Raw genomic sequence first — 19,415 nt, forward strand, 5'->3', positions numbered from 1 at the left:
CTTAAAATTGCTGCAATCGTAAAATGTGTCGGTAAAGCGGAAAATATGAGCGTGCCAAAATCGGATGCCCCATACTTTGAGAATGAGATCAGTTGCGGAGTGCAGCGGCCGTCAGTTGGGCCGGCAATAGATCGGATTGCTGATGGCCCGGCGGATCGTCTGTTTCGAGAGATCGTCCTCCGAGAGCGCCCAGGGCAAATTTTTGCCGTGGAGGGCCTCCCGGAATGTCTCGACGATCGCGCTCCGGTTGGCGGCCGCGGCGATTTCGGTCCGCAGGAACCGATCGGGCGAACCGGCATAGTGGGCGGTCCAGTCGTCAGCTTCGATGGTCTCTTCACCGACGATGCCGGAAGCGTCTAGCCACAGCAGCCGGTCGCCCTGGGCGCCGCGAGCCAAGGCCTCTGCGGTCACTGGGCCAACCACGGTCGATCCCATCGGTTGGCCGTTGGCGATCAGTTCGAGATGCGGGCCGGTGGGGCTTTCCGTCACGTAGCCGTGGCCCGATCTCATCGTGGCGAGCACGGCGTCTTCGGAGAGTTCATTGAGCCAGAGCACCGTCGTCGGGCGGGCGAGCACCAGCGGTCCCTCCGGCAATAGCCGCGCCGGTTGGTGGAAGTCGCTGCCGCCGATGGCGGAGATCTTCAGGCCCGAGGCGAGGCGCTGCTGGTAGCGCTCGAGCGACACCCAGTTCCAGGCGAGCCAATGGGATTGCCAGACCTCCATGCAGTCGATCTCAGGCAGTTCGTAGTCCCAGGGGATGGTCGGCTTGTCGTGGTTGACCGAGAGCAGGCCGCCGCGCTCATGCACCATGCTCGCGAGCGTGCGGGCATGCTCCGGCTTCGTCATGCGAAAATCGACCCAATCGTCGACGCCGAAGACATTGGCGTGGCCGACGGCGGTGGTGATTTCCATGGCGCGGATGAAGATGAGGTCGGCGGAGGAATGCGGATGGAAGTAGCGCCGCTGGGTGATGGTGTTGTGGTCGGCGACCGCAAGAAAATCGAGACCCGCCTGTTTGGCGGCGGCGTGCAGCAGTTCGGGCGAGCCAGCCGCATCCGAGTGGAAGGTGTGGCAGTGCAGATCGCCGCGATACCATCCGGACTGTTTGCGCACGGGGAACGTTCTTTCCGGCTGCGGCACGATGGAGCGCGGGCTTCTGTCGAAATCGACCGTCACGCTGACCTCGGCGCCTTCTTCGGGGATCTTGTAGAGGCCGAGCATCACCTTCCACTGGCCGGGCGGCATCTCGCCGTGAATGTAGCCGGGCGTGGCGTCGTCGGTAGCGATGAAGAAACGGTCACGCGCGCCACCGCTCCAGCCGCGAAAACCCTGGGCGGTCGGATACTCGGTCGCCCGCGGATCAAGCGCGCCGAGATCGATGATGCATGCCTCTGACTTCGGATAGCTGAGCGTCGCGTCGATGCGCGTTACACCTTCGGGCACCTCGAAGGGCAGATAGAAATAGGGATCGGCCGCCTGATGCTTACGGGTGATGCGCACGGCAAATTCCTGCATGGCGGCCTCAGCGTTCGTCTGCCGCGGGAATGCGGGCGCTGCTGTCATCGAAGAGGGTGATGTGCCTGGCGTCGAAGGCGAGATGGACTGAGGTTCCGACCTTGATCTCGTCGTCGGTGAAGATGCGCGCGGTGACGCGACCGTTGTCGCCGCGCTCCAACGTGACGAGGCTCTCCGGCCCCATGTTCTCGTTGGCGAAGAGTTCGCCGGAAACCACGTTCAGGTCGCCTGCGGCCGCGATACGCAAATGTTCGGGGCGGACACCGAGTGTCATCCTGGCTGATTTCGCCGCCTTGGCGATGGCGTCGGTGAGCGCGATCGGTGCGAGCTTCAGGCCATCGGCGCGCAGGTGCAGGGCGCCATCGCCGATGGATGCTTCGACGGGGACGAGGTTCATCGGCGGATTGCCGACGAAGTTGGCGACGAAGGTCGTTGCGGGCCGGCGGTAAATCTCGATCGGCGGCGCGAACTGCACGATCCGGCCCTTGTCCATGACGGCGATGCGGGTTGCGAGCGCCATGGCTTCGGCCTGGTCGTGCGTGACATAGACGGCGGTCATGCCCATGTCGCGCTGCAGGTGGTTGAGGAAGCCGCGCGCTTCGAGCCGCAGCTTGGCATCGAGGTTCGAAAGCGGTTCGTCGAAAAGATAGACCTCGCTCGGATAGACGAGCGCACGTGCCAGCGACGTGCGCTGCTGCTGGCCGCCGGAGATCTGGCTCGGCAGCCGCTTCATCAGGTCGCCGATCTTGAGGACGTCGGCCACTTCCTTGGCGCGGGCGTGGCGCTTGGTCTCCTGCTCGCCGCGCACCTTCAAGGGATAGGCGATGTTGTCGGCGATGTTCATGTGCGGGTAGAGCGCATAGTCCTGAAAGACCATGGAGATGCCGCGGTCCTTCGGATGCAGGTAGGTGACGTCGCGGCCGCCGATCATCACCCGGCCAGAGGTTGGCGTTTCGAGACCTGCGATCATGCGCAGGCTCGTCGTCTTGCCGCAGCCCGACGGGCCGAGCAGGCAGATGAACTCGCCGTCGGCGATCTGGAAGCTGATGTCGGGCACGGCGACGAAGGCGCCGAAGGTCTTGGAGATGTTCTGGAATTCGACAGAGGCCATGACGGGTTTCCGATTACGACTTGATGCCACCAAAGAACCGGAAACCGAATTTCCAATTCACGAAGAGATAGAGGGCGATGACCGGCAGCGAATAGATCAGCGAATAGGCGGCCAGCAGCGTGACGATCGGCGTGCCGGCTTCCGAGTAGAAGGAGTAGATGGCGACGGATGCCGGCATCAGCTTGTCGCTGCGCAACAGGATGAAGGGGATGAGGAAGCTGCCCCAGATGTTGACGAAGGCCCAGACGACAACCACGACGATGCCCGGCCGGATGACCGGCAGCGCCACATCGAAGAACGCCTGGAGCGGAGAGGCGCCGGCGACCATCGCGCTCTCCTCATAGGAGCGCGGGATGGCGTCGATGAAATCACGAAGAATGAACATCGCCGTCGGCAACAGCCCGCCGGCAAAGACGAGAATGACGGCAAGATGGGTGTCGATCAGGCCTGCCGCGGAGATGATGAGGAAAATCGGCACCATCGCCGCCGAGCCTGAAACGACCGACGAGAAGAGCAGCAGGATATAGGTGACGGCGCCTTTGCCCGGGATCGGCGAGCGCGAGAGGGCATAGGCCGCAAGCGTCGCCGCCGCGCCGACCAGCACCACGCCGCCCGCCGCCTGGATGAGGCTGTTCAGCAGCGCCTGCATCGCGAAGGTGTTCTGGAAGACGGTGGCAAAATTAGAAAGCGTGAAGGGTGAGGGGATGGCAAGGCCGAGTTCGGCACGGGCATTGAAGGGCGCAAAGATGAACCAGACGAGCGGCAGTGCGAAGATCGTGCCGAGGAAGGTGGCGGCGGCGGCAAAGATCGCGCGCCGCACGAAGATGTTCTGAGTCTTCTGCATCATTCCGCCTCCACCGGCTTCTTGTGGGCAAGGCGAAGATAGACGAGCGCGAAGGCGAGATTGATCAGCATGATGACCACGCCGACGGCAGCGCCCTTGCCGAACTCGAAATCCTTGAACGCGATGCGGTAGGTGTAAATCGACAGGATCTCGGTGCGATAGGACGGCCCGCCATGGGTGAGCAGGAACGGCGTGAAGACGTTGAAGGTCCACATGGTGATGAGGATGAGGTCGGTGACGACATGGCCGCGGATCAGCGGCAGCGCGATGTCGCGCAGCTTCTGCCACGAGGTGGCGCCGGCGACATCGGCTGCCTGGAAGTAACTCGGCGGGATCGACTGGAAGGCCGAGTTGAACAGCATCATCGAGAAGGCGGCGCCCCGCCAGGTGTTGAAAGACACGATCACCCAGAACGGTTGTTGCAGCAGCCAGTCGCCCGGCGGCAGACCGAGGCCGCGCAGGATCATGTTGAGCGTGCCGTTGTCATAGTCGAGGAAGGCGAACCAGGCAAAGCCGATCACCACCTCCGGCAGGATCCAGGCGGCGATGACCGCGGTCTGCAGGAAGGATTTGAGCGTCGGCGTGACCGTCTGGCTGAGCCAGGCGAGCAGCAGCCCGAGCAGCGCCTGGCCGATCAGCGCCGAGAGCAGCACGAACTGGATCGTCAGGATCAGCGAAAACCCGAACTGGCCGCGGGTAAAGAAGGTCGCCGGATTGAAGAGCGCGAAATAGTTCTGCAGGCCGACGAAATCGGGGTCGACGGCCGTGCGGCCGAGCAGTGTGCGGTTGGTGAAGGAAACGAAAATCACCCAGAAGAAGGGAACGATGACGAAGACCCCGACGAGGGCCGTGGCCGGTGCCAGAAAAAGCGCGCCGGCGCGCGTCGAAAGCAGGGAGAATTTCTTCATGCGCGTTTCATGCCCATATCCTGGATCGGGAGCCCGGCCACGGATGGCAGCCGGGCGCTCTGTCGTTGGATCGAAGCGGGATGAGGGCACCGTTGCGGCCACATCCCGCATTGGCTTTAGAGCGTGCTGACGGTGTTTTCTTCGCCGACGATGGCGATGACGGCCGCCTTGTACTGGGCCATCGCGTCCTCAGGCGAGAGCTCGCCGGAAACGACGCTTTCGGTCATGCGCTGGATCTCGGTCGAGACCTTGTTGTAATTGGCGTCGTTCGGACGGGCCGTGGTGATCGGCAGCAGCGTCGTTGCCGTTTCCGTCAGGAACGGCGAGTTCGGGATCGCCACGTCGTCGCGGATGCGGATGGCGGGCTGGATTTCCTGGAACGCGTCGAGCTGCTCCTTGCTGTTCATGAACGAGAGCAGCGCCCAGGATTCGGCAGGCGCGTCCGTATGCGGATTGATGACGAAGCCGGTGCCGCCGGACATCGTGACGAAATCCTGGCCGCGTAAGCCCTTTCCGGGTGCTGCGGCGGGCATCTTCTTCCAGGTCATGGTGTTGTCGCGATCGGCGACGGCGAATTCGGCGCCGGGCGCTGTGACCGAGCGATAGAACCAGTCGCCCTCGACGAGCATCGCCGTCTTGCCATCGCGGAAATTGGCGAAGGTGCGGTTGCGGCCGTCGGCAAGCAGCTGCGCGCGCTGGTCGCCGAGCTTGTCGTCGACATAGATGGTCTTGTAGAGCTTCAGCGTGTCGAGGATGCCCTGGCTCGAAACGATATATTTGCCGCTGTCGTCGGTGACCTGTTCGCCGGTGCCGAGCAGCGCCATCCAGTAGCCCTGCATCGTGGTCGCCTCGCCCATGGAGACGCCGGCGTTGAGCTGCAACGGGAAGCTGTCGGGGGCGGCCGCCTTGATCTTGCGGGCGGCGTCGAGCAACTCATCCCAGGACTTCGGCTGCCAGCTGTCGGCATCGAGCCCAGCCGATTTGAAGAGGTCCTTGCGCACGAAGATCATGCGGGCGTCGGTGCCGAGCGCGATGCCATAGGGCTTGCCCTGGTAGCTCATCAGCGCCTTGGTGCCGTCGGAGATATGCTGCCAGCCCTCCCACTTCGGAACGTCTGGGCCGGCCACTTCCTCGAGCGACTTCAGGAGATTGCCCTGGACGAAGCTCGGGATCAGGAAGCCGTCGAAGCCGGAGACATCAGGGCCGGCGCCGGTGGAGAAATCGAGCGCGAGCTGCTGCGTCAGCTGCTCGTCCTCGCCGCCAAACTGGGTGAGCTTGACGGTGACGTCCTTGCCTTCGGCCTTCATCTTCTCGGTAAAGGCCGGAATGACCTTCTTTTCGATCCACTCGGCCATGCCGCTGTTTACGCCGCCGATGATGCAGCGGCAGGTGATGTTGAGTTCGGTGGCGCTCACTGGTGCTGCAAAGGCGATGGCCGCGGCTGCGCCGAGCAATAGGGAATGAAACCTGGTACGCATGTTTTCTCCTCCCGGTCGATCCACTCAAGGACCTATGTGTCTGGCTGCGACAGTCCGTCCCTCCTCCAGGTCCGGCGTCCCGACGACGGTCAAGAATGAACACGCTTTCATCTTTGTCAACATGGATCATGTGTTCCGTTGGTAAAAATCGGCGGAATACCTATTCCGCTTGACGAAATCGTCGCGTTGCTCTCTTTTGTGAATGAACACGTTTTCATTTTGTGACGGATAGATGAACGAGCGCGCCGACAAGAAAGCTGCCCGAGCCACCGCAGACCAGGTGGCGCGCGAGGCCAATGTTTCCCGTGTGGCGGTCTCGCGGGCCTTCAATCCGAATGCGTCGCTGAAGCCGGAAAAGCGCGACCGCATCCTGCAGGTGGCGCGGGAGCTGAACTACACGCCCGACATGGCGGCACGCTCGCTGGTGACCGGTCGCTCGCATCTCGTCGGCATGATCGTGCCCGACGTCTGCAGCCCCTGGGAGAGCCAGGAGATCGACGCGTTGACGACGGCGCTGCAGGCGGAGGGCTTCGCGACGCTGCTCTTCAAGGCCAAGGCTGATTTCAGCATGGATCCGCGCCTGCTCACCTACATGCGCGGCTTCAATCCGGATTCCGTGATCGCGTTTACCGAGAACATCCTGCCCGATGTGCTCTGCGGCTTTCTCGACCGCGCGGTGCCGATCTACGTGATCTACGACGACGTGAAGCAGTTTGCAGGCGCCGCATCCGGTACGCTCTATGACCGCCTGCTCGTCCGGCAGAAAAACGGCATCGAGCAGGCGGTGGCCCTGCTTCAGGGCTATGGCGCGCGCCGCATCGCCTATCTCGGCGGCAAGGCGCAGTCGCTCGCCAATGCCGAGCGCGAGCGCACACTGAAGGAGACGCTCGCGGAGCGCGGCATGGATGCGCCGATCGTGCTTGCCGGCGATTACACCTACGACACCGCCTACCAGGCGACGCTCGATCTGTTCCGCATCGGCGAAGGTGCCGATGCGATCTTTGCGGCCAATGACGTCGGCGCCTTCGGCGCGATCGACGCGCTGCGCCACGAGCTCGGGCTTTCCGTGCCTGAGGACGTCAAGGTCGTCGGTTTCGACGACATCCCGCAGGCGCACTGGAAGAGCTACAACCTCACCACCGTGCGCATCGACCTCGAAGAGCGCGTGCGTGCGCTCGTCCGCCTCATCCTGATGCGGCTTCGTGCGCCCGATGCCGAGCCGTTTACCGAGACACTCAACACCCGCCTGATCGTGCGGGGCACCGTCGGCTGAAGGTAGCGAACATGACCGAAAAACGCATCCACGTCGTCTTCAAGACCCATCTCGACATCGGCTTTACCGATCACGCCGAGAAGATCCGAAAGCAGTATCACGAGCGCTTCATCCCGCAGGCGATCGAGACCGGCGCGCACTTCTACAACGAGAACCCGCACGAGCCGCTGTTCGTCTGGACGACGGGCGCCTGGCTGATCTGGGATCACCTGAATTCTCGCTCGAAGGAAGAGGTCGCCCGCCTTGAGCAGGCGATCGAGCGCGGCCTGATCCGCTGGCACGCGCTGCCCTTCACCACCCATACGGAGCTGATGTCGCCGGATCTTTTCAAGGCGGGGCTTTCCTATGCGCAGGAGCTGGACCATCGCTTCGGTCTGAAGACGATCGCCGCCAAGATGACCGATGTGCCCGGCCATACGCTCGGCATGGTGCCGCTGCTGGCCGAAGCCGGCGTGCGCTTCCTGCATATCGGCGTGAACTCCGCTTCGCCGCCGCCGGAAATCCCGGATATTTTTCGCTGGCGAGCGGCGGGCGGCGAGGAAATCGTCGTCATGTACCAGCGCTCCTATGGCGAGACCTATTTCCCCGAGGGTCTCTCCGACGGCTTGAGCTTCGCCCATACCAGCGACAACATCGGCCCGCAGAGCGTGTCGCAGACGGCCGAAGCCTATCGCGAGATCCTGAAACACGAGCCAGGTGCCGCCGTGCGCGCGGCGACACTGGAGGACTACGGCAAGCTTATTTGGGAGGCGCGCGAGCGTTTCCCGGTGGTGGAAAAGGAACTCGGCGACAGCTGGATCCACGGCAGCGGCACCGATCCGGAAAAGATCGCCCGCTATCTGGCGCTGCAGCGGCTTTACGACCAATTTGCCGGCGAGCGGATGACCACAAGCCGCCAGGCCTTCGGCCGCAAGCTGGCGCTGGTCGCCGAACACACCTGCGGCGTCGACATCAAATCCTTCCTGCGCGACGAGAAGGCCTGGGCACGCCCCGCCTTCGAGGCGGCGCGAAAGACTGATCCTCGCTTCCACTATACCGAAGCGTCCTGGGCGGAGCAGCGGGCCTATCTCGACCAGGCGGTTGCAGAGCTGGACGGCGAGGATGCGGTCCGCGCCGAGGCGGCCCTTGCCGAGATTGCCGTTCCATCACGGCCCGAGGCGACCGAGGCTGCTACGCGGCTCGATGTCGGCGGCTGGATCATCGAGCTTGATCCGGTAACCGGCGACGTTTCCGCGCTGACTGCGCCCGACGGCCGGACGGTCCGTGGCGCCAACGGTTCGCTGATCGCCTATCGCTACGAAAGCTATGACGCCGGCGACGTTCGCCGCCACATGGATACGTACCTTACCCATTGGATGGACTGGGCGGTGCTCGACCACGACAAGCCCGGGCTTGCGAAGGTTGCGGAAGCGCGCTCGCAGGCCTACGCGCCCAAGCGTTGCGGCACGACCGCAACATCCGTCCTTGCAGTCATGCCGGCAGAAGCGGTGGAGCAATTGGGCGCGCCTGCCGAAATCGCCATCGAATTTTCCGCCGGCAAGGACGGGCTCGATGTCCGGCTGTCCCTCTATGGCAAGAACGCCAACCGTATGCCGGAAGCGAGCTTTCTGTCGTTCACGCCCGAGGGACGTTCCGCCTGGGATGTGTGCAAGATGGGGCACTGGCACGCCACCGACAATTTCGCCCGCGCGGGCGGTGCACAGCTGCAGGCGGTCACGGCGGTGAGGGGGCGCTCGGAACCGGGCGTCGAGCTGATGGTCGAAAACCTCGACACGCCGCTGGTGGCGCCGCAGTCCTGGCCGTTCATGGCCTTCTGCAAGGACCTGCCTGACTATTCCGCCGGTGTCCGCTTCAACATCCACAACAACAAATGGGGCACCAACTTCCCCATGTGGTGGGGCGGTGATTTCACCACGCGCTTCAAGCTTAGCTTCAGCGGTCGGTGATCGTCAGCGACTGCGGAGCGACGGAAGGCTCATCCTCGTTCGGGTGGGCTGAGCCGGTCTCCCGGTGAAGACACCAGATGTCGACCGGAAGGCGACGACCTGGCAGCACGACCGCCTCGTGCGATACCCATGCGGCTTCCGGTGCTGGTGCTTGGAGCCGGCACATCAACGAAGCGGAGACGACGAGCGGCACCTGCAGCGTCTTGGTCATGGATTCCAGGCGCTGGGCCACGTTGACGGCGTCGCCGATGACGGTGAACTCGCTGTGGCAGCCGCTGTCGAGAACGCCGCCGACGACCGTGCCATAGTGCAGGCCGATGCCGGCATCGAGGGCCGGGTGGTTGTTGCACGCGTTGTGGTTCTTCCAATCCGTGAGGATGTCGACGAGATCGAGCGCGCAGGCAAGTGCCCTGTCGGCGTCGTCTTCCTTCGGTCTCGGCTGGCCGAAGACCGCCATCACCCCATCGCCGATGAATTTGTCGACGGTGCCGCCGTGTTCGAAGATCGTCTGCGAGACGAGTTGGCGATATTCGGCGAGCACGAAGGCGAGCTCAGGCGCCGGTGCCGCCTCGGCAAAACGGGTGAAATCACGCAGGTCCACGAACATGATCGCGGCGCTGCGTCGCTCCAGCCCGAGCACATCGCCTTTCTCCTGCAGGGCGGAAACGACTAGCGGCGAGAAGAAGCGCGAGAGATTTTGTCGCCGCTGGTCGGCCTTCAAGGCTTCCTTGCGCGTCCGGTCGTGGTCGCGCGCAAGAAGATAGATGGCAAAGGCGGTGAAGCCGAAGCTCACGGTCAGGCCGAGATCCTGGTTGAAGAATGCCCCGAGCAGCGAAAGCGGTCCGGAGGCATCGTGCCTTGCAGCCGTCATCGCCAGCATCGTCACCCAGGCTATGAGCACGATGGCGGAAAAGAGGAGGACCAGGCGTCGCTCCAGCTTGAGTCCGACATGGACGAGCAGGATGAAGGCGACGACGAGGCTGGTCGTCGTCAGATTGTGGTTCGCTGTCACCGGGCCGGCCAGAATATGGGCGTAGAGCAGCAGCGCGACCAAGAGCGCATCGAGAACGACGAAGAGGGTCGTCAGCCAGGAGCGCGCCGTTGCCACCGACGCCACGCTGATGGCGAGATAGCTGACGACGACGACCGCGTGCATGCGTTCCGCGCCCGCGTTGCCGCCGAGCAGCAGACTTGCCAGCAGGATTGCGAAAGCAACGAAGCGCAGGGTGAGCGAACGCTTCTCCCGGGCCGTATCCCAATGCGGATGAAGTGAGGACGTCATGTCTTTCGGCATTCCCCCTGCATCGACGGCCGGCGATAGCCGCTCTGCTACCAGTCGATTCGCGTCGAATATGTGGCGTGGCCGCAAGCCCGCTGACCTGCGGCCAGATTAGGTTCTAGGGCTTCCAACGATGGGAAGGTCAAGAAAGATACCATCGCTGCGCTGCAGCCGCCCGCGACCAGGTTATCAATCGCGTTCCTCTTTGCCCCCGGCGCCTACGTAGAATGACGTATGTGCAGTGCAGCGTGGCTGTCCGATGATCCCCTTAAGCAGCGGCTAGAAGCACCGAAGGGCCAGTTGCTCCAGAACGAGAGGGGTTCCATCAGATGACTATCAAGACAAGCGTGACCGGCGCATTCCTGGCCGCCATCCTGTCGACGACGGCTTTCAGCAGCGCTTTCGCCGCTGACGACACGATCAAGGTCGGCATCCTGCATTCGCTTTCCGGCACCATGGCGATCTCCGAGACGACGCTGAAGGACGCCATGCTGATGCTGATCGACGAGCAGAACAAGAAGGGCGGCCTGCTCGGCAAGAAGCTCGAGGCCGTCGTCGTCGATCCCGCGTCCGACTGGCCGCTCTTTGCTGAAAAGGCGCGCGAACTGGTCTCGGTCGACAAGGTCTCGGCGGTCTTCGGCTGCTGGACCTCGGTATCGCGCAAGTCGGTTCTGCCGGTGTTCGAGGAGTTGAACTCGATCCTTTTCTATCCCGTCCAGTATGAGGGCGAGGAAAGCCAGCGCAACGTCTTCTACACCGGGGCGGCGCCGAACCAGCAGGCGATCCCGGCCGTCGACTATCTGATGGAAAACGAGAGCGTCGAGCGTTGGGTGCTCGCGGGCACCGACTATGTCTATCCGCGCACGACCAACAAGATCCTCGAAGCTTATCTGATCTCCAAGGGCGTGAAGCCCGAGGACATCATGATCAACTACACGCCCTTCGGTCATTCCGATTGGCAGACCATCGTTTCTGACATCAAGAAGTTCGGCTCGGCCGGCAAGAAGACCGCCGTGGTCTCGACCATCAATGGCGACGCCAACGTGCCGTTCTACAAGGAACTGGCGAACCAGGGCGTCAAGGCGGAGGATATTCCGGTCGTCGCCTTCTCGGTCGGCGAAGAGGAACTCGCCGGGCTCGATACCACGCCGCTCGTGGGGCATCTGGCAGCCTGGAACTATTTCCAGTCGGTCGACACACCCGCCAATGCCGAGTTCATCAAGACCTGGAAGGCCTATACCAAGAACGACAAGCGCGTGACAAACGATCCGATGGAAGCGCATTACATCGGCTTCAACATGTGGCTGAAGGCGGTCGAAAAGGCTGGCACGACCGATACGGACGCCGTTCTCGACGCGATGATCGGCGTCTCCGTCCCCAATCTTTCGGGCGGCTACTCGACGATGATGCCGAACCACCACATTACCAAGCCGGTGCTGATCGGCGAGATCCAGGGCGACGGCCAGTTCGAGACCGTCTGGGAAACACCCGGCCTCGTCGTCGGCGACGAATGGTCCGATTATCTGCCGGACTCCAAAGACCTGATCTCCGATTGGCGCGCGCCGATGTCCTGCGGCAACTTCAACGTCGCCACCGGCAAGTGCGGCGGCAAGGGCTCCTGATTTCATCACCTAGTCATAGACCGGGCGGCTTGCCACCCGGACAGTGATTGCATGACGAAAACTTGAGGCAAGCATGCCCTTCGTTCGGCGGCGCGCACGAGCGAAGGGAGCTTGCTTGGGCTATGACGGGTTTGTGCATGCGCCGCATGACAGGACCCGCATGAGGGGGCCATGTACCGAATTCTGCAGATCCTGTTCGTTGCGCTGTGTCTGGTGATATCGGCCCATGTGGTCGGTTCTCGCGCAGCCGAAGACCTCGGCCCGCTGATCGATCAGCTGGGCAGCGCTAAGCTTTCCGACATGGACGACCACATAACGGCGCTGGCCGAGACCGGCGACGCGAAGGTCGTTCCGGTGCTTGAGGCGCTGGGCGAGGGGGAACTTTATCAGCGCAAGTCCGACGGCAGGGTCTTTCTGGTCAAGGCGCAGGGCGCAGACCTGCTGCTCGTCGATCCCGTGACCGGGGCTGACGCCGGAGCGGCACCGAAGGCGGCGATGCAGAAGGTCAAGGTCAACAATGCGGTGCGTCGCGCGGTTCGCAGCGCGCTCGGAGGTCTCACGCTCTTCAGCGACGATACCAGTGCGCGCATAAAGGCGGCGCAATCCATGCTGCAGACGCCGAATGCCGATGCGCTCGAGGCGATCGAAACGGCGATCGCGGCCGAGAAAGACGGGACCGTGCGCAAGGTTCTCGATGAGGCCCGCGCGGTGACGCTGCTCGTCTCGGATCGCCCGGACGATCAGAAGCGTCAGGCGATCGCGCTGCTTGCCGAAGGTAACGGGCGAAACGGCCTTGCCGTTCTGACCTCCGCTCTGGCCACAGCCGATGCTTCCCTTAAACCCGATATCGAGGCGGCGATCGCCCGGATCGAGCAGACCCAGGCCTTCTGGAGCGCCGGCCAGAACATTTGGTACGGCCTGTCGCTCGGCTCGGTCCTCTTGCTGGCGGCGATCGGCCTTGCCATCACCTTCGGCGTCATGGGCATCATCAACATGGCCCATGGCGAGATGGTCATGCTCGGCGCCTACACGACCTTCCTGGTGCAGGAGGTGGTGCGCAATTCCTATCCTGACCTCTTCGACTGGTCGCTGGCGATCGCGCTGCCGCTCGCCTTTCTCGTGACCGGCGCGGTTGGCCTTGCAATCGAGCGCGGCGTCATCCGCTTTCTCTACGGGCGACCGCTCGAAACGCTGCTTGCCACCTGGGGCATCTCGCTGATCCTGCAGCAGGCGGTGCGCTCGATCTTCGGGCCGACCAATCGAGAGGTCGGCAATCCCTCGTGGATGTCCGGCGCCTTCGAGTTTGGCGGGCTGACCATCACCTGGAACCGCCTGTGGATCATCGTTTTCGCGCTGGCGGTATTTGCGGCGCTGCTGTTCCTGCTCAAGAGGACGTCGATGGGCCTTAAGATGCGGGCCGTAACCCAGAACCGGCGCATGGCGTCGTCGATGGGCATCCGCACCCCCTGGGTGGACGCGCTCACCTTCGCGCTCGGCTCCGGCATCGCCGGCATGGCGGGCGTGGCGCTCTCGCAGATCGACAACGTCTCGCCCAATCTCGGCCAGGGCTACATCATCGACAGCTTCATGGTCGTCGTCTTCGGCGGCGTCGGCAATCTCTGGGGCACGCTCGTCGGCGCCTTCTCGCTCGGCATCCTCAACAAGTTCCTGGAACCCTATGCCGGCGCGGTGCTCGGCAAAATCCTCGTGCTGGTGCTGATCATCCTCTTCATCCAGAAGAAACCGCGCGGCCTCTTCGCGCTCAAGGGAAGGGCGGTGGAAGCATGATCACGTCATTTCTGATGCGGTCGTTCGACCGCAGCATTCTGATCGCCGTTGCGATCCTTGTCGGCCTCGCCATGCTTGTCCCGGCGCTCAACCTTTTGACCGCGCCCGATCATCCACTGCACGTGCCGACCTATCTTGTGTCGCTGTTCGGCAAGTACCTGACCTATGCGCTGCTGGCGCTGGCGCTCGATCTCGTCTGGGGTTTCTGCGGCATCCTTTCTCTCGGGCATGCGGCTTTCTTCGCGCTCGGCGGTTACGCCATGGGCATGTACCTGATGCGCCAGATCGGGGCGCGCGGCTCCTATGGTAACCCGCTGCTGCCGGATTTCATGGTGTTCCTCAACTGGAAGGAGCTGCCGTGGTTCTGGCATGGCTTCGACATGTTCTGGTTTGCCGCGCTCATGGTGGTCCTTGTCCCGGGGCTGCTCGCCTTCGTCTTCGGCTGGTTCGCCTTCCGCTCGCGGGTCAACGGCGTCTATCTCTCGATCATCACTCAGGCGATGACCTACGCGCTGCTGCTTGCGTTCTTCCGCAACGACATGGGCTTCGGCGGCAACAACGGCCTCACCGACTTCAAGGACATCCTCGGCTTCAACATCCAGGCTAACGGCACGCGCGCCGCCTTGTTCGCTGCCTCGGCGCTGATGCTGGCGCTCTGCCTGATCCTGACGTCGGCGATCGTGCGTTCCAAGTACGGCAAGGTGCTCGTGGCAGTCCGCGACGCGGAAAGCCGGACGCGCTTCCTCGGCTACCGGGTCGAGCACATCAAGCTCTTCGCCTTCACCCTATCGGCGATGATGGCCGGCATTGCCGGCGCGCTCTATGTGCCCCAGGTCGGCATCATCAATCCCGGCGAGTTCGAGCCCGGCAATTCGATCGAAGTGGTGATCTGGACGGCGGTCGGCGGGCGCGGCACGCTGATTGGCCCGATCGTCGGCGCCATTCTCGTCAATGGCGGCAAGAGCATCTTCACGGCAGCGTTCCCGGAATTCTGGCTCTTTGCGCTTGGCGGCCTCTTCGTGCTCGTCACCCTGTTCCTGCCGAAGGGCGTCGTCGGAACGGCTGGCGCGTACTTCGCCCGCCGGCGTGCGGAGCGTCAGACGCGGGCGGCTGAAACACCGGACAATCTGGCCGTTGAACCCATGGCGGCGGAGTAACGACATGAACCAGACAATCGGGCAGACCAAGCCGACCAGCCTTCTCTATCTCGACGGCGTCTCCGTCTCCTTCGACGGCTTCAAGGCGTTGAATGCGCTCTCCTTCGTCATCGAACCCGGCGAGCTACGAGCGATCATCGGCCCGAACGGCGCCGGCAAGACGACGATGATGGACATCATCACCGGCAAGACGCGGCCGGACGAGGGGCAGGTGTTCTTCAAGGGCGAGATCGATCTCACGAAGAAGGACGAGGCGGAGATCGCTTCGCTCGGCATCGGCCGCAAATTCCAGAAGCCGACGGTGTTTGAAAGCCACACGGTCTGGGACAATCTCGAGCTGGCGCTCAACCGCAAGCGCGGCGTGTTTCCGACACTCTTTTACCGACTGACGGCAGAGGACAAGGCTCGGATCGAGGAGATCCTTGCGACCATCCGCATGTCGTCGCGCAGCAGCGATCTCGCCGCCAACCTTTCGCACGGGCAGAAGCAATGGCTGGAGATCGGCATGCTGCTTGCCCAGGAGCCGGAACTGCTGCTGGTCGACGAACCGGTCGCCGGCATGACCGACGCGGAAACTGCCGAGACAGCCATCCTGCTGAAGGAGATCGCCAAGACCCGATCGGTCGTGGTTGTCGAGCACGACATGGGCTTCATCCGTGAACTCGGCGTCAAGGTCACCTGCCTTGCTGAAGGGGCGGTGCTGGCGGAAGGCTCGATCGACTTTGTCAGCAGCGATCCGAAGGTGATCGAGAACTACCTTGGCCGGTGATGACCCACACCGAAAATCCAAAAGGAGGGCGCGCCATGCTCAGCGTCGAAAACGTCAATCTTCACTACGGCGCCGCGCAGGCGCTGCGAAACGTGTCGATCACGGCCGAGATGGGCAAGATCACCTGCGTGCTCGGGCGCAATGGCGTCGGCAAGTCGAGCCTGCTTCGGGCGATCACCGGTCAGCATCCGGTCAGCGCCGGCGCGATCGACTTCAACGGCGCAGCACTCGCCGGCATGGCGCCCTATCGGCGGGCAAAAGAAGGCATCGGCTACGTCCCCCAGGGGCGTGAAATCTTCCCGCTGCTGACGGTCAAGGAGAACCTGGAGACCGGCTATGCGCCCCTGAAGCGCGGCGACCGCTCGATACCCGAGGACGTCTTCAACCTCTTTCCGGTGTTGCGCTCGATGCTTGGTCGCCGTGGCGGCGACCTCTCCGGCGGTCAGCAGCAGCAACTGGCGATCGGCCGAGCGCTGGTGACGCGACCGAAGATCCTTGTGCTCGACGAGCCGACCGAAGGCATCCAGCCCTCGATCATCAAGGATATCGGCCGGGCTATCCGCTATCTCAGGGATTCGACCGGCATGGCGATCCTCTTGGTCGAGCAGTATCTCGATTTCTGTCGCGAACTCGCCGACCACGTCTACATCCTCGATCGGGGCGCTGTGGTCCACGAGGGCGCAGCCGAAACGCTGGACACATCAGAGGCGCGCCGCCATCTGACGGTGTGATCGCATCCTGAACAGTTACACCTGCGGTGCTCCGGCGTCGGGTTTCGCGGCGTCCGAGGCAAGCGACTGCTGGCTCTTGAGGCAAAACCACCTTCTCAAGGGAGCGGAAATTCTCCCCCCTGCCATAAAAGCGCCTTCTAAAATCACTAAATCTATGCAGTAACTGACGTATTTTATTGAGAATGGTGCAGTTTGGGTGTAGGACATCCTAAGCGAAAGAGTGCGGCCGTCACAACCCGTTACCCCCGGTAAATGCCGCGGGAAGGGGCGTTGTGGCGGCTTTCCTTGTTCAGGAAAGTGAAGTGACATGTTGACCAAAAAAGGAAAATACGGGCTCAAGGCCCTTGTCGACCTGGCTCAACTGGAGCCCGGAGAGACCGCCTTCATCACCGAGATCGCCACGCGGAACAATATTCCGAAAAAGTTCCTGGACGCGATCCTGCTCGAACTGCGCAATGCCGGCATCCTGCGCTCGAAGAAGGGCCCGGGCGGCGGCTATTCGCTCTCCCGGCCAGCCTCCGACATCCGCATCGGCCAGGTCATCCGCACGCTCGACGGTCCCCTGGCACCGATCCGCTGCGCCAGCCGCACCGCGTTCGAGGCCTGCGACGACTGTGCCGATCCGGTCAACTGTCATGTGCGCAAGTCGATGAGCAACGTTCGCGACGCGATCGCCTCGATCCTCGACAACATGACGCTGGAGCAGTTCGCCGCCAACGACAACGCGACCGAGATCGTCGCCTTGAGGGACGCTGAGGCCGGCTGACCTCCGCGCATCCGTTCTTTACTGGGTGCCTGAGATCGCGAGACGCGGCGGGACAATCGCGGAACTGCAGCGTCACAGCTTTCTGATGATCGCGGCGGCTGCAGGCGGCGCTATGATTTCGAGCAGGCGCAGCAATCGCGCCTTGCCGACATGGATGCGGGGCCCGCCCGGCTCGAGCGCACGCAGGATTTCCTTCGCCGCATAGGCCGCGCTGACCTTGTCCTTTCCCCGCCCTGATGTCATCGGGGTATCGACGAGCGGCAGCACCACATCAACCACTTTGACTGCGCCTGCCTGGTGCTGGACGGAAAGTGCATCCGAAAACATGCGCAGCCCCGCCTTGGTGGCGCTGTAGACCGCCGCCGTGTTTTCGGATAACGGGCGAGTGCTGAGCCGACATTGACGATGACGAAGGGGCGCCCGGGCGTCTTCGGCAGAAGCAGCCGCGACAACAGCATCGGCGCGACGAGATTGGTATCGACTTCGTCCGCGATTTGTCCGGCGTCGTAATGCGGGTCGTCGAACCGGACATTGTGCTGGATGGCCGCGTTGTTGATGAGACCGTCGATCGGATCGCCCGCCATCTTGGCTCTGCAGGCGATGGTTGCGGCCCGATCGCAGAGATCGAGCACCCGCGTTTCGATCCTCCGGTTTCGCAGCGTCAAGTCCTCCAGTCGCTCCGGTCGCGGCCAAGTGCTAAGACATCGTGCCCCCTCGCGGCCAGTTGCAGTGCGATCTCCCTGCCGATTCCCGAGCTTGCCCCGGTGACGACGTAGCGTGCCATGTGATCTATTTCCCGTTGTTGCGCAGTCGAATCTGCAACGGGAGGACGGGGATGGCATTAACCGAAGTTAAGCGCGCAGAGGGCGCTGCGATTTCGCTGTTCGAGCGCATCGCCCGGCATCCGCTGGCGCAGGCGGAGCGCCTGGCCGAGGCGATGCAGGTGCGCAGCGTGAGGGCTGGCGAAACGGTCTTCCATCAGGATGAGCCGCATCCCTATGTCTATGTGATCGAGCGCGGCCTGGTGAAGCTCACCTATCTGCGTGCCAATGGCGAGGAGTGGATCAAGTCCTTCGCCATCGAAGGGCGGTTCTTTGCGAGCCTCTCGGCGCTGGTGCCCGCCGGGCGGGCGAGCTTTTCGGCAATTGCGGTCGAGGAGAGCCGCCTCGAGAGAATTCCGTTCGTGACGCTGCAGGCGCTGGCCGACACCGACCTTGGCTGGTCGCGGATGATCCGAAGTGCGCTGATGATGCTTGCCGAGCGCAAGGAGCGCCGTGAACGCCAGTTCCTGACGCATGATCCCGAGGAGCGCTATCGCGCACTGCTCGTCGAGGAACCGGAGGTGGTCGCACGGGTGCCGCAGAAGGACCTCGCCGGCTATCTCGGCATCACCCCGGTCGGCCTCAGCCGCATCGCCAAGCGAGTGCGGGCGGAGGCCGACACCAGGCTTAACCCGGGTTAATGCGCGGCATCGGACAAGGAGCGATACCAGGCACCGTTGCAACAACGGAGGCGCGACTTGACCAAACAGAAAACGGCATCGGATTTCCTGCTCTTCCTCAGATCCTGGGCGGCTAGACCGCTGGAGGTCGCGGCGATCGCGCCTTCGAGCAGACGGCTGGCGGTCGCCATGACCACCGAGATCGGACCGCTCTCCGGCAATGTGCTCGAACTTGGGCCTGGCACCGGAGCCTTCACGCGGGCACTGCTTCGCAACGGCGTTTACGAGGACAATCTCATCCTGGTGGAGCGCAATCCGGCTTTCGCCATGCTGTTGCGGGAGCGGTTCCCGAGCGCGACGCTGATCGAGGGCGACGCCCAGCACCTGGCCCTGCCGGCGGTGAAGTCCGTCGGGGCGGCGATCAGCGGCCTGCCACTTGTGTCCATGCCGGCGCAGACCGTGCGGGCGATCCTCGCCTCGGTCTTTCATCACCTTGCCGAGGATGGAAGCCTGTTCCAGTTCACCTATGGACCGCGATGCCCGATCTCGCTCCAGGTTCTGCGCGAGCTTGGGCTCAAGGCCTCCTTTCGGCGCTGGGTGCCGCTCAACCTGCCGCCTGCCAGCGTCTATCGCATTTCCCGGAATAGTGCCTGAGCGCGATGGCCCCGTTTCCCGCCGGCGCGTGGGCGGCACCGGGTGACAGGTAAGACTTTCTCGGGCTTCCGCCCAAGTCAAAATCCATTTGCTGTCATTGTCTATAGAATAAGTTCATTATTACGCCTCAACC

General features: G+C 63.1%; 18 protein-coding genes. 10 read left to right on the forward strand and 8 right to left on the reverse strand.

The window, feature by feature from the left end:
• Positions 1 to 111: 111 nt before the first annotated feature.
• The 5 genes from IB262_RS24865 to IB262_RS24885 all read right to left on the reverse strand — a co-directional run bounded on the left by IB262_RS24865 (position 112) and on the right by IB262_RS24885 (position 5,856).
• Positions 112 to 1,515, reverse strand: coding sequence for a CehA/McbA family metallohydrolase (locus tag IB262_RS24865; protein WP_029742804.1), 1,404 nt, complete (start codon positions 1,513 to 1,515; stop codon positions 112 to 114).
• A 7-nt stretch (positions 1,516 to 1,522) separates the two neighbouring features.
• A complete protein-coding gene (locus IB262_RS24870; protein WP_029742803.1) occupies positions 1,523 to 2,626 on the reverse strand; it encodes an ABC transporter ATP-binding protein in 1,104 nt (367 codons plus the stop codon).
• A gap of 13 nt (positions 2,627 to 2,639) precedes the next feature.
• Complete coding sequence (locus IB262_RS24875; RefSeq protein WP_029742802.1) at positions 2,640 to 3,470, reverse strand: carbohydrate ABC transporter permease; 831 nt, start codon at positions 3,468 to 3,470, stop codon at positions 2,640 to 2,642.
• A complete protein-coding gene (locus IB262_RS24880; protein WP_029742800.1) occupies positions 3,470 to 4,378 on the reverse strand; it encodes a sugar ABC transporter permease in 909 nt (302 codons plus the stop codon). The genes IB262_RS24875 and IB262_RS24880 overlap by 1 nt, the downstream gene beginning before the upstream one ends.
• Positions 4,379 to 4,494: 116 nt before the next feature.
• Positions 4,495 to 5,856, reverse strand: coding sequence for an extracellular solute-binding protein (locus IB262_RS24885; protein ID WP_029742799.1), 1,362 nt, complete (start codon positions 5,854 to 5,856; stop codon positions 4,495 to 4,497).
• Between the two features lie 232 nt (positions 5,857 to 6,088).
• On the opposite strand from IB262_RS24885, the gene IB262_RS24890 reads away from it, so the two are divergent.
• On the forward strand, positions 6,089 to 7,129 hold the full coding sequence (locus IB262_RS24890; protein ID WP_029742798.1) for a LacI family DNA-binding transcriptional regulator: 1,041 nt from the start codon (positions 6,089 to 6,091) through the stop codon (positions 7,127 to 7,129).
• An 11-nt stretch (positions 7,130 to 7,140) separates the two neighbouring features.
• Entirely contained in the window at positions 7,141 to 9,075 is a 1,935-nt protein-coding gene (locus IB262_RS24895; protein WP_029742797.1) for a DUF5054 domain-containing protein, read from the forward strand.
• Here IB262_RS24895 and IB262_RS24900 read toward each other — a convergent pair.
• Positions 9,062 to 10,357: an adenylate/guanylate cyclase domain-containing protein gene (locus IB262_RS24900; RefSeq protein WP_112985528.1), complete on the reverse strand. Its 1,296-nt coding sequence runs from the start codon at positions 10,355 to 10,357 to the stop codon at positions 9,062 to 9,064. The two genes, IB262_RS24895 and IB262_RS24900, sit on opposite strands and share 14 nt — an antisense overlap.
• Before the next feature lie 326 nt (positions 10,358 to 10,683).
• On the opposite strand from IB262_RS24900, the gene urtA reads away from it, so the two are divergent.
• From urtA to IB262_RS24930, 6 genes are all read left to right on the forward strand, one after another.
• Positions 10,684 to 11,976 carry an urea ABC transporter substrate-binding protein gene (gene urtA, locus IB262_RS24905; RefSeq protein ID WP_029742795.1) on the forward strand — a complete coding sequence of 431 codons (1,293 nt, stop codon included), beginning with the start codon at positions 10,684 to 10,686 and terminating at the stop codon, positions 11,974 to 11,976.
• Positions 11,977 to 12,147: 171 nt separating this feature from the next.
• Positions 12,148 to 13,764 carry an urea ABC transporter permease subunit UrtB gene (gene urtB, locus IB262_RS24910; RefSeq protein WP_112985496.1) on the forward strand — a complete coding sequence of 539 codons (1,617 nt, stop codon included), beginning with the start codon at positions 12,148 to 12,150 and terminating at the stop codon, positions 13,762 to 13,764.
• Positions 13,761 to 14,921, forward strand: coding sequence for an urea ABC transporter permease subunit UrtC (urtC, locus tag IB262_RS24915; RefSeq protein ID WP_034805744.1), 1,161 nt, complete (start codon positions 13,761 to 13,763; stop codon positions 14,919 to 14,921). The genes urtB and urtC overlap by 4 nt, the downstream gene beginning before the upstream one ends.
• Positions 14,922 to 14,925: 4 nt before the next feature.
• A complete protein-coding gene (gene urtD / locus IB262_RS24920; protein ID WP_029742911.1) occupies positions 14,926 to 15,690 on the forward strand; it encodes an urea ABC transporter ATP-binding protein UrtD in 765 nt (254 codons plus the stop codon).
• Between the two features lie 35 nt (positions 15,691 to 15,725).
• The gene (urtE, locus tag IB262_RS24925; protein ID WP_029742910.1) at positions 15,726 to 16,421 is read left to right on the forward strand and encodes an urea ABC transporter ATP-binding subunit UrtE; all 696 of its coding nucleotides are present in this window, start codon (positions 15,726 to 15,728) and stop codon (positions 16,419 to 16,421) included.
• A gap of 307 nt (positions 16,422 to 16,728) precedes the next feature.
• Entirely contained in the window at positions 16,729 to 17,187 is a 459-nt protein-coding gene (locus tag IB262_RS24930) for an Rrf2 family transcriptional regulator (RefSeq protein WP_060522010.1), read from the forward strand.
• Positions 17,188 to 17,259: 72 nt separating this feature from the next.
• Here the strand turns inward: IB262_RS24930 and IB262_RS36030 are convergent, their stop codons facing one another.
• Together IB262_RS36030 and IB262_RS24945 are read right to left on the reverse strand one after the other, a co-directional pair.
• A complete protein-coding gene (locus IB262_RS36030; protein ID WP_281435738.1) occupies positions 17,260 to 17,880 on the reverse strand; it encodes an SDR family NAD(P)-dependent oxidoreductase in 621 nt (206 codons plus the stop codon).
• Positions 17,849 to 17,971, reverse strand: a complete 123-nt coding sequence (locus IB262_RS24945) for an SDR family NAD(P)-dependent oxidoreductase (protein WP_210337677.1) — start codon at positions 17,969 to 17,971, stop codon at positions 17,849 to 17,851. Before IB262_RS24945 ends, IB262_RS36030 begins: the two co-directional genes overlap by 32 nt.
• A 51-nt stretch (positions 17,972 to 18,022) precedes the next feature.
• Between IB262_RS24945 and IB262_RS24950 the strand changes: the two genes are divergently transcribed.
• Both IB262_RS24950 and IB262_RS24955 read left to right on the forward strand, forming a co-directional pair.
• Positions 18,023 to 18,649: a Crp/Fnr family transcriptional regulator gene (locus IB262_RS24950; RefSeq protein ID WP_112985495.1), complete on the forward strand. Its 627-nt coding sequence runs from the start codon at positions 18,023 to 18,025 to the stop codon at positions 18,647 to 18,649.
• Positions 18,650 to 18,706: 57 nt separating this feature from the next.
• Complete coding sequence (locus IB262_RS24955; RefSeq protein ID WP_113136205.1) at positions 18,707 to 19,282, forward strand: methyltransferase domain-containing protein; 576 nt, start codon at positions 18,707 to 18,709, stop codon at positions 19,280 to 19,282.
• Positions 19,283 to 19,415 lie beyond the last annotated feature (133 nt).

This window comes from Ensifer sp. ENS02 (assembly GCF_014851885.1).
GTDB classification, from domain to species: domain Bacteria; phylum Pseudomonadota; class Alphaproteobacteria; order Rhizobiales; family Rhizobiaceae; genus Ensifer; species Ensifer adhaerens.